This window comes from Microcoleus sp. T2B6 (assembly GCF_036700475.1).
GTDB lineage: Bacteria > Cyanobacteriota > Cyanobacteriia > Cyanobacteriales > Microcoleaceae > Microcoleus.
In genome coordinates, this window is the sequence record NZ_JAUBOZ010000183.1 from 1 (window position 1) to 7,633 (window position 7,633).

Annotated in this window: 7 protein-coding genes; 3 read left to right on the forward strand and 4 right to left on the reverse strand. The window is 49.0% G+C overall.

The annotated features are described in order from the left end of the window. Positions 1-81 precede the first annotated feature (81 nt). The 4 genes from QUA00_RS35590 to QUA00_RS35605 form a co-directional block, all read right to left on the reverse strand. Positions 82-1,035 (reverse strand): PhoH family protein, encoded by a 954-nt coding sequence (locus QUA00_RS35590; RefSeq protein WP_333057402.1) that lies wholly within the window; start codon positions 1,033-1,035, stop codon positions 82-84. A 542-nt stretch (positions 1,036-1,577) separates the two neighbouring features. Further along, positions 1,578-2,066 (reverse strand): KH domain-containing protein, encoded by a 489-nt coding sequence (locus QUA00_RS35595; protein ID WP_333085049.1) that lies wholly within the window; start codon positions 2,064-2,066, stop codon positions 1,578-1,580. Continuing rightward, positions 2,038-2,322, reverse strand: coding sequence for a 30S ribosomal protein S16 (gene rpsP, locus QUA00_RS35600; RefSeq protein WP_333085027.1), 285 nt, complete (start codon positions 2,320-2,322; stop codon positions 2,038-2,040). Before rpsP ends, QUA00_RS35595 begins: the two co-directional genes overlap by 29 nt. 81 nt (positions 2,323-2,403) lie before the next feature. Further along, positions 2,404-3,738 (reverse strand): D-alanyl-D-alanine carboxypeptidase, encoded by a 1,335-nt coding sequence (locus QUA00_RS35605; protein ID WP_333413247.1) that lies wholly within the window; start codon positions 3,736-3,738, stop codon positions 2,404-2,406. Between the two features lie 214 nt (positions 3,739-3,952). Here QUA00_RS35605 and plsX point away from each other — a divergent pair, with 214 nt between their 5' ends. From plsX to fabD, 3 genes are all read left to right on the forward strand, one after another. After that, positions 3,953-5,002 (forward strand): phosphate acyltransferase PlsX, encoded by a 1,050-nt coding sequence (gene plsX, locus QUA00_RS35610; protein WP_333314400.1) that lies wholly within the window; start codon positions 3,953-3,955, stop codon positions 5,000-5,002. A gap of 164 nt (positions 5,003-5,166) precedes the next feature. Then, positions 5,167-6,168 (forward strand): beta-ketoacyl-ACP synthase III, encoded by a 1,002-nt coding sequence (locus QUA00_RS35615; RefSeq protein WP_333413249.1) that lies wholly within the window; start codon positions 5,167-5,169, stop codon positions 6,166-6,168. Positions 6,169-6,671: 503 nt separating this feature from the next. Further along, on the forward strand, positions 6,672-7,553 hold the full coding sequence (gene fabD, locus QUA00_RS35620; RefSeq protein ID WP_015175203.1) for an ACP S-malonyltransferase: 882 nt from the start codon (positions 6,672-6,674) through the stop codon (positions 7,551-7,553). Positions 7,554-7,633: the final 80 nt, after the last annotated feature.

Genomic DNA, 7,633 nt, shown 5'->3' on the forward strand with positions numbered 1-7,633 from the left:
ATGACTAATGACTAATGACTAATGACTAATGACTAATGACTAATGACTAATGACTAATGACTAATGACTAATGACTACTGACTATGTTTCGTGCAGTTCGTAAGCAGCGACAATCCGCTGCACTAGAGGATGTCGCACCACATCCGCCTGAGAGAATTCGCAGAACGCAATGCCCTCAACGTTGCGTAGAATGTTTTGGGCGACTGACAATCCCGACTGTTGGTTTGGCGGCAAATCTGTTTGAGTGATATCCCCCGTTACTACCATTCTCGATCGAAAGCCCAGACGAGTCAACACCATTTTCATCTGAGCCGGCGTCGTATTTTGAGCTTCGTCCAAAATTACGAAAGCATTGCTGAGAGTGCGCCCCCGCATATAAGCTAAAGGAGCTACTTCGATCAAGCCTCTTTCCATTAAATCGGCCATTTTTTCAGGGTCGATCATTTCTTGCAGGGCGTCGTAAAGCGGGCGCAAATATGGATCGACTTTTTGCTGCAAATCTCCCGGCAAAAACCCTAATTTTTCGCCAGCTTCCACGGCTGGCCTTGTTAAAATTAGCCGTTCGTACTGCTTGCTCAACAGCGCTTGCACGGCGAAAATAGCTGCTAGAAATGTTTTGCCAGTACCAGCGGGGCCAATGCAAAATGTCAGGTCGTGCGTGCGTACTGCTTGGACGTATTGCCGCTGCTTGAAGGTTTTGGCTCTAATTTCTTCGCCGCGACGGGTTCTGGCGAGAACGTCTCGCTGCAAGTCTTGTAAATCGCCTTGGCGGTTGCTATCCAAAGCTTGGCGCGCCGTCTGGATTTCAACTCCGGTAATATTTTTGCCGGATTTCCAATAGTCGGAGAGCGATCGCACTAATTTATGACACAATTCTACTTGACTTTTTGTGCCAGAAATCAGCAGTTCTTGCCCTCGCATTACCAGGGTAGCACCGGTTTGCTTAGAGATCATTTTCAGGTTTTCTTCTTGATTACCGGCCAGCGACATTGCACTTTGAGTGCTCGGTAACTCTATTGTTAGTTTTTCATTCATGCCAACATAATCTCCTCCAAATAAGCAATTAAAAGTTAACAACTAAACGTTCAACCCGTCACTATTTGCGAACAAAAAGACGCCCGTTACTAGGTTTTACCTAGTATCTAAGGCGTCTTTTAGATTTAGCTCCCAAATGAGTTTGGTGCTTGAGGCACAAATCAAATCTCCCTTCTATTAAGTCAGGCAATTTTAGATTTTAGATTTGAAATTTTAGATCTTAGATTAACCTGATGCCGCTGACATTTGAAATTTTAAATTTTACATTTGTTTCCGATCGCAAAACCGGCAATTTCAAACCAAACGGAGCTTGTAATACAAAGTCTACAACAGGCAATCTAAAATCTAAAATTCTTTCTTGGCTCTGCAGTTAGTTAATAACCGCAGGGCTGTTTCATTCTCACCAAAAACATGAATTTTGACTCTTGTAGTGCTACCCCTACTCCCCGTGCCTACCCCCGACCTAGAGGATTCGATCAGCAGATCAGACCAAGAGGGCCGGCACGGGGGCACGGCCCCTACCGAGAATGAAACAGCCCTGGTTAATAACCGGGAGTATTTCTGCTCGTTCTAAACGTAGGTGTGTTAGTACGGCGAGGTTGTTCTCTCGGAGTTCTGCTAGCCAAGGGACTCGGCGACGGAGGTGGCGTCCGGGGTCGGAAGTCGCCTCGCGGCTCCCGCGAGCCACGATCTGGGCGGTCGCGATCCGGGCGATCGCGATCGCCCCTGGGCGGGCCAGATCCACGATCGCCCGCTTCACCATCGTATATATCTAAGTAGAGGGACTGACCCGCCGTCTGCGCCACCGCTTCGAGCGTAGTCCTAATTGCCTGAATATTGCGTCCACCCCTACCGTAAACCCGGCCTTTGTCCGGATCTTCAAAAGCAAGCCTAACCCAGACCCGCGATTGGCGCGGGTGCAGTTCGCAATCAACCCGCAAAGAGCCGGGGGTCTCTAAAAAAGGCCCAATTAAAAACTTAACCAGTCCAGCATAGTTGGGACTAGCTGACTGTTGCTGTGCTGGATTCAACGTTAGCTCCGGCTCCGACTTGTTCAAATACATGGGCTTTTCTCAGGATGTCACGCACGGTGTCAGTTGGCTGAGCGCCGTCTTGCAGGCGCTTGACAATCGCTGGAACATCCAGCCTGGTTTCGTTATTTCTGGGGTTGTAATAGCCGAGCTCTTCTAGGGGACGGCCGTCGCGGCGAGTAGAACTGTTCATCGCTACAATCCGGTAGCTGGTCTCGCGTTTTTTCCCGTATCTCTTCAATCGCAGTTTGATCATCTTCTTGCACAATAGTCTTGTTCCAATTCTAAGCTATTTTGTCAGTGCTCCTTCCTCGAACCCCAACTCAACCCCTATTTCTTAACCTCCGACCAAAATATCGCTACGATTTGCTGCCCCCAAGGCAGGTCTGGCGCCGTCAATGTGCGGTGTAATTGCTACTGGTAAAATCGATGCAGTTCCCCATTGCTGCACCAATTTTTGCAAAAATATATCTTGCTGCGCTCTCAAAGAGTCCCAATCGGTGCCGCGATTAATAATTGCAAACCAAACTAAACCCCGATCGCGCGTGGGTATAGCTCCAGCCAAAGCAATCACCGTGTCCAAAGTACCAGTTTTCACCACAGCCGATCGCGGAATGTGCCGATGTTCCACAGTGCCTTTATCGCGCCCGGACACCGGAAACAAGTCAGCAATCGTCAGCCCAGTAGTCTGAAGGTTGCGGGCGATCGCCTGCATCATCCCACAAGCCGCCCTCGGAGACATCCGATTTTCCACTCCCAATCCCGAACCGTTAACTAATTGAAGTTCCTCCTCCGGCACCCCCGCGGCCCAAGTCGCTTGCTGCTGCACTATTTTTGCCCCGCCCAAATCGTCTGCCAGCATCTGAGCCATTTCATTGTCGCTGTGGACGTTCATCTGCTTGAGAATTTCGGCTAAAGGGAGCGATCGGCGCTTCAGCAGCAAACGCCCCGAAGTCACAAATTTCTCAGCAATGACCCTGCCGGCCACCGTTACTTGCGGCTTTCTAGTTCCTGGAGCCATCTTAGAATACATTGCCACCACGTCCGCAGGCCAATTGCTACCCTCAAGAGCTTGCCGCAGTATCTCCCCCGCCACCAAAGGATCGGACTGATAATTCATGCGGAAATTCCCTGTCACCACCAAATTTCCCGCCACGCGCTCGATACCCATTTGATTGAGAGCATTGCCAACGGCGATCGCCTCCTCCCACACAAACAGCGGATCGCCCCCGCCGCTGACCACCAAATCTCCCTGCAACACCCCATTCCTAATCGGCCCAGTTCCCCGGAACCGCGTTTCAAACTGATAATCAGGGCCCCAAGTCTCCAGCGATGCCAGAGAAGTTGCAATCTTAGTCAGCGAAGCCCCAGGCATCAGCGTCTTCCCCTGCTGACTTACCAGTGGCACCATTCCCGCTTGCACCCAAATTCCCTGATTTCCATCAATCAGGTTTTTGTCTTTCAACTGTTTCAAATATTCCCGTACCGTCGCTTCAGCAGGCAAGTCTGGATTTGCCGCATTTATTCCCCCAAAAGCCAAATCTTCGGCCACCACTAACCCGGGTATCCCTCCCCGCCAAGCCAGCACGGACGCAGCATTAGGCGCGGCACTGCCTACCCCAGCCATGTCGAGCCACAGAGATATCATCCCTGAGCTAAATAAATCCAGCATTTTTTACTCCTAAAGTCATGTAAACTATTGCATTGATTTTTTCAATTTGCAGCCAAAAATAGTAAAGTAGTGACAAAACAAGTTCTATCAGAGTAGTCGGAAATGAGAATTGTCCGATCGCCCTAGCGAGCCGATTTTAGTTCTTTATTCAGACTTGTGGATTCACGCTCCTGACTTCCTGGTAGAATTTTTAGTGTTTCTCAAACATTGGTCAATGGGATCGACACGCGCAAGAATTGCAATAGACGCTATGGGTGGGGATCATGCCCCCGCCGAAGTTGTAGCTGGAGCGCTTAAGGCACAAGAAGAATTAGGCGTAGAGATTTTGCTCGTGGGCGACCCGCAGCAAATAGAAGACTCGCTCCGGCAACAAGACGCGATCGGCCGCGTCTCTACAGGTCAGCTAGAAATCGTTCCTTCTGAAGGAGCGATCGAAATGCACGAAGAACCTTTGAGTGCCCTCAAACGCAAGCCCAACGCTTCGATTAACGTAGCGATGAACTTGGTAAAGCAGCAGCAAGCTGATGCTGTGGTGTCCGCCGGTCACTCCGGCGCGGCAATGGCTGCTGCCCTGCTCAGGTTGGGCCGGCTCCCCGGAATTGATCGCCCTGCGATCGGTGCGGTTTTGCCGACAATGATACCGGGCAGCGCTGTACTCATTCTCGATGTCGGCGCTAATGTGGACTGCCGCCCCAAATTTTTGGAGCAGTTCGCTCTTATGGGAACTATTTACAGCCAGTGCGTGCTGGGCGTCGCCGAACCTAAAATCGGCCTGCTCAACATTGGCGAAGAACCTTCTAAAGGCAACGACGCAGCCGTGCGAACTCACCAGTTATTGGTGGACAACCCGAACATTCCTTTTGTGGGCAATGCCGAAGGTCGCGACGTGCTGTCTGGGAAGTTCGACGTGATTGTCTGCGACGGGTTTGTCGGTAACGTGTTGTTGAAGTTTGCGGAAGCAGTGGGCGAAGTCGTAGTCCAGGTGCTTAAGGAAGAGTTGGTCAAAGGACTTCAACATCAAATTAACGACCCTATGCTGCAAAAAAGCTTGCAAGGATTCAAGCAGCGGGTAGACCACGTTGAACACGGCGGCGGTTTGCTGTTGGGCGTTGCTGGAGTTTGCATTATCAGCCACGGTTCGTCTCAAGCTGCTTCAATTTTCAATGCCATTCGTTTGGCGAAGGAGGCTGTTGACAACCAAGTGCTGGAGCGAATTCGATCGTCCAATAACCAAAGCGCTCTGGAACAAGAAGCTGTGAATTAGAGGCAGTAAGTAGGAATTAAAAATTAAAAATGTAAAATTAAAAATGTCAGCTTAAACCAACTGTTTTGCTTAAAAAAAAGTAATTTCAGAAGTTTAAAAAATAATTTTAATTGGTAGTTTTTAATTTTTAATTTCTAGATGGAACAGCGAGTAAATGGAGAGGAATGTTGCAGCAATCAGGGTTCGGCATTGCCGTCACGGGTAGCGGTTCTTGTACACCGCAGGTTTCGCTGGATAATAACGGTTTGAGTCAGATAGTAGAAACTTCTGATGAGTGGATTGGGGCGCGGACGGGCATTCGAGCGCGCAGGCTGGCGGACGATCGCACTTCTTTGTGCGATTTAGCGTCACAGGCATCGCTTCAGGCGATCGCAATGGCAGGAATTTCGCCGACTGACATTGATTTAATTATTTTGGCGACTTCCAGTCCTGACGATTTGTTTGGCACTGCCAGTAAAATTCAATATCAGTTGGGCGCGACAAAAGCTGTGGCTTTTGATTTGACAGCAGCTTGTTCGGGCTTTATTTTTGGTTTAGTGACAGCCTCGCAGTTCATTCGGACAGGGGTGTATCAAAATGTTTTGCTAATCGGAGCCGATATTTTGTCTCGCTGGGTGAATTGGTCGGATCGGGGTACTTGCATTCTATTTGGAGACGGTGCAGGTGCGGTGGTATTGCAAGCTTCAGAAGTCGATTCCTTTTTGGGATTTGAAATTCGCAGCGACGGCACACAAAATTCGTCTCTAAATTTGGCTTACAAAGCCGAGTCAAAAGAATTAATTGAGGGCGTTAGCGTCGGAATTGGCGGATTTGAACCCATCACAATGAACGGTCAAGAAATCTATCGCTTTGCCGTGAGAAAAGTGCCGGAAGTCATTGAAAAAGCTATGTTTCGGGCAAATATTAGCGCTGCTGAAATTGACTGGCTGCTGTTGCATCAAGCCAATCAGCGGATTCTCGATGCAGTTGCCCAAAGGCTAAAGATTCCCCCCGAAAAAGTAATTAGCAATTTGGCAAATTACGGCAATACCTCAGCGGCTTCAATTCCCCTTGCCTTAGACGAAGCCGTGCGTCTGGGTAAAGTTAAAGCGGGCGATACTATTGCTGCTGCTGGTTTCGGTGCAGGTTTGACTTGGGGGGCGGCGATTTTTCAATGGGGAAGGTAATACCATTTTCGATTTTCGATTTTCGATTTTCGATGGGGAATTACTGAGGAACTATGGGTTTGGAGCTGCTAAAGCAGTTTCATTATTTTTGGGAACTGGTATAATGTTTTGCGGCTTTAAACTTTGGCTAATGATTGTGGGGAGTGCGACCGCTGCATAATACAAATCCTTTAACAAGCCATACATAGGGCAAGGGGCGCAGCCGTACTCCCTCGGGACAGGAGTTCTTGACAAGTCCGCCCTGAGATTGAAAATCCTCTATTCTTCGATCGACTTTCCCCGGCTTGAAGCTTGAAAATTGTGCTACCCCTATTAATCAGATTAAAGTAGCAAAAAAAAATAAACCTGGTAAAAATCGCAGTTAGATGTTATAATTATGAGTCGCGAGTAGATAGTTCGTTAACCGAAAGATAGCGGATACCAGCGAGCGAACTTAGAAGCGGGAAAGAAAGAATTTTTGCAATCACCAATTAGCAACCACCAATTAGCAGATTACCGGAAAAATGACTAAAACAGCATGGGTATTTCCCGGACAAGGTTCCCAGGCGATCGGGATGGGTGCAGACTTATTAAACTTGCCAACAGCCAAAGCCAAATTTGAGCTCGCTAAAGAAATTTTAGGCTGGTCTGTCCCGGAAGTTTGCCAAAAAGAAGAAGCAAAACTATCTCGGACTCTCTACACTCAGCCTTGCTTGTTCGTAGTAGAAAGTATTTTGGCCGACTTAGTGCGAGAGAAAAGCGATCGACCAGCGGTAGTTGCCGGTCACAGTTTAGGAGAATACGTTGCCCTCTACGCAGCAGGCGTCTTTGACTTTGAAACCGGATTGCGCTTAGTCAAACGCCGCGCCGAACTTATGGACACTGCTTCCGGCGGGCAAATGGTGGCTTTGATCGGGTTCGACAGGCAGGAACTAGAATTGCAAATTCAATACAGCCGAGACGTGGTGCTGGCTAACGACAACAGCGAAGCACAAGTCGTGATTTCTGGAACGCCTGCAGCAGTAGAAGATTTGCTTGCCAAAATCAAAGTCAAACGCGCCGTTAAATTGAATGTTTCCGGTGCCTTTCACTCTCCCCTGATGGCATCAGTGGCAGCAGAGTTTCAACTAGCCTTAAAGTCTGCCAGGTTTTCCGATGCTAAAATGCTGGTGCTCTCGAACGCAGAACCGTCAGCCACTACCAGCGCAGCCACTTTAAAGCAGCGGTTGACCCAGCAGATGACTAAAGGCGTGCGGTGGCGAGAAATTTCCCTGCAATTGCCGCAACAAGGAATCGATCGCGTAGTGGAAATTGGCCCCGGCAAAGTTCTCACAGGTTTGATCAAACGGACTTGTCCCGATTTAGCGCTGGTAAATGTTAGCAGTTTTGCAGATTTGCCCGCGTGAACGAACCTGACGGTCAACGGAGTTAGAGTCGATAGGAGCGTTACCACTCCTACCTCTCCTTCAGAACGGAACGTGATACT

What these genes read in the sequence shown, in the direction of transcription:
- QUA00_RS35590 (WP_333057402.1), bottom strand. Translation starts at nt 1,035, where the DNA reads ATGAATGAAAAACTAACAATAGAGTTACCGAGCACTCAAAGTGCAATG.
- rpsP (WP_333085027.1), bottom strand. Translation starts at nt 2,322, where the DNA reads ATGATCAAACTGCGATTGAAGAGATACGGGAAAAAACGCGAGACCAGC.
- QUA00_RS35605 (WP_333413247.1), bottom strand. Translation starts at nt 3,738, where the DNA reads ATGCTGGATTTATTTAGCTCAGGGATGATATCTCTGTGGCTCGACATG.
- plsX (WP_333314400.1), top strand. Translation starts at nt 3,953, where the DNA reads ATGGGATCGACACGCGCAAGAATTGCAATAGACGCTATGGGTGGGGAT.
- QUA00_RS35615 (WP_333413249.1), top strand. Translation starts at nt 5,167, where the DNA reads ATGTTGCAGCAATCAGGGTTCGGCATTGCCGTCACGGGTAGCGGTTCT.
- fabD (WP_015175203.1), top strand. Translation starts at nt 6,672, where the DNA reads ATGACTAAAACAGCATGGGTATTTCCCGGACAAGGTTCCCAGGCGATC.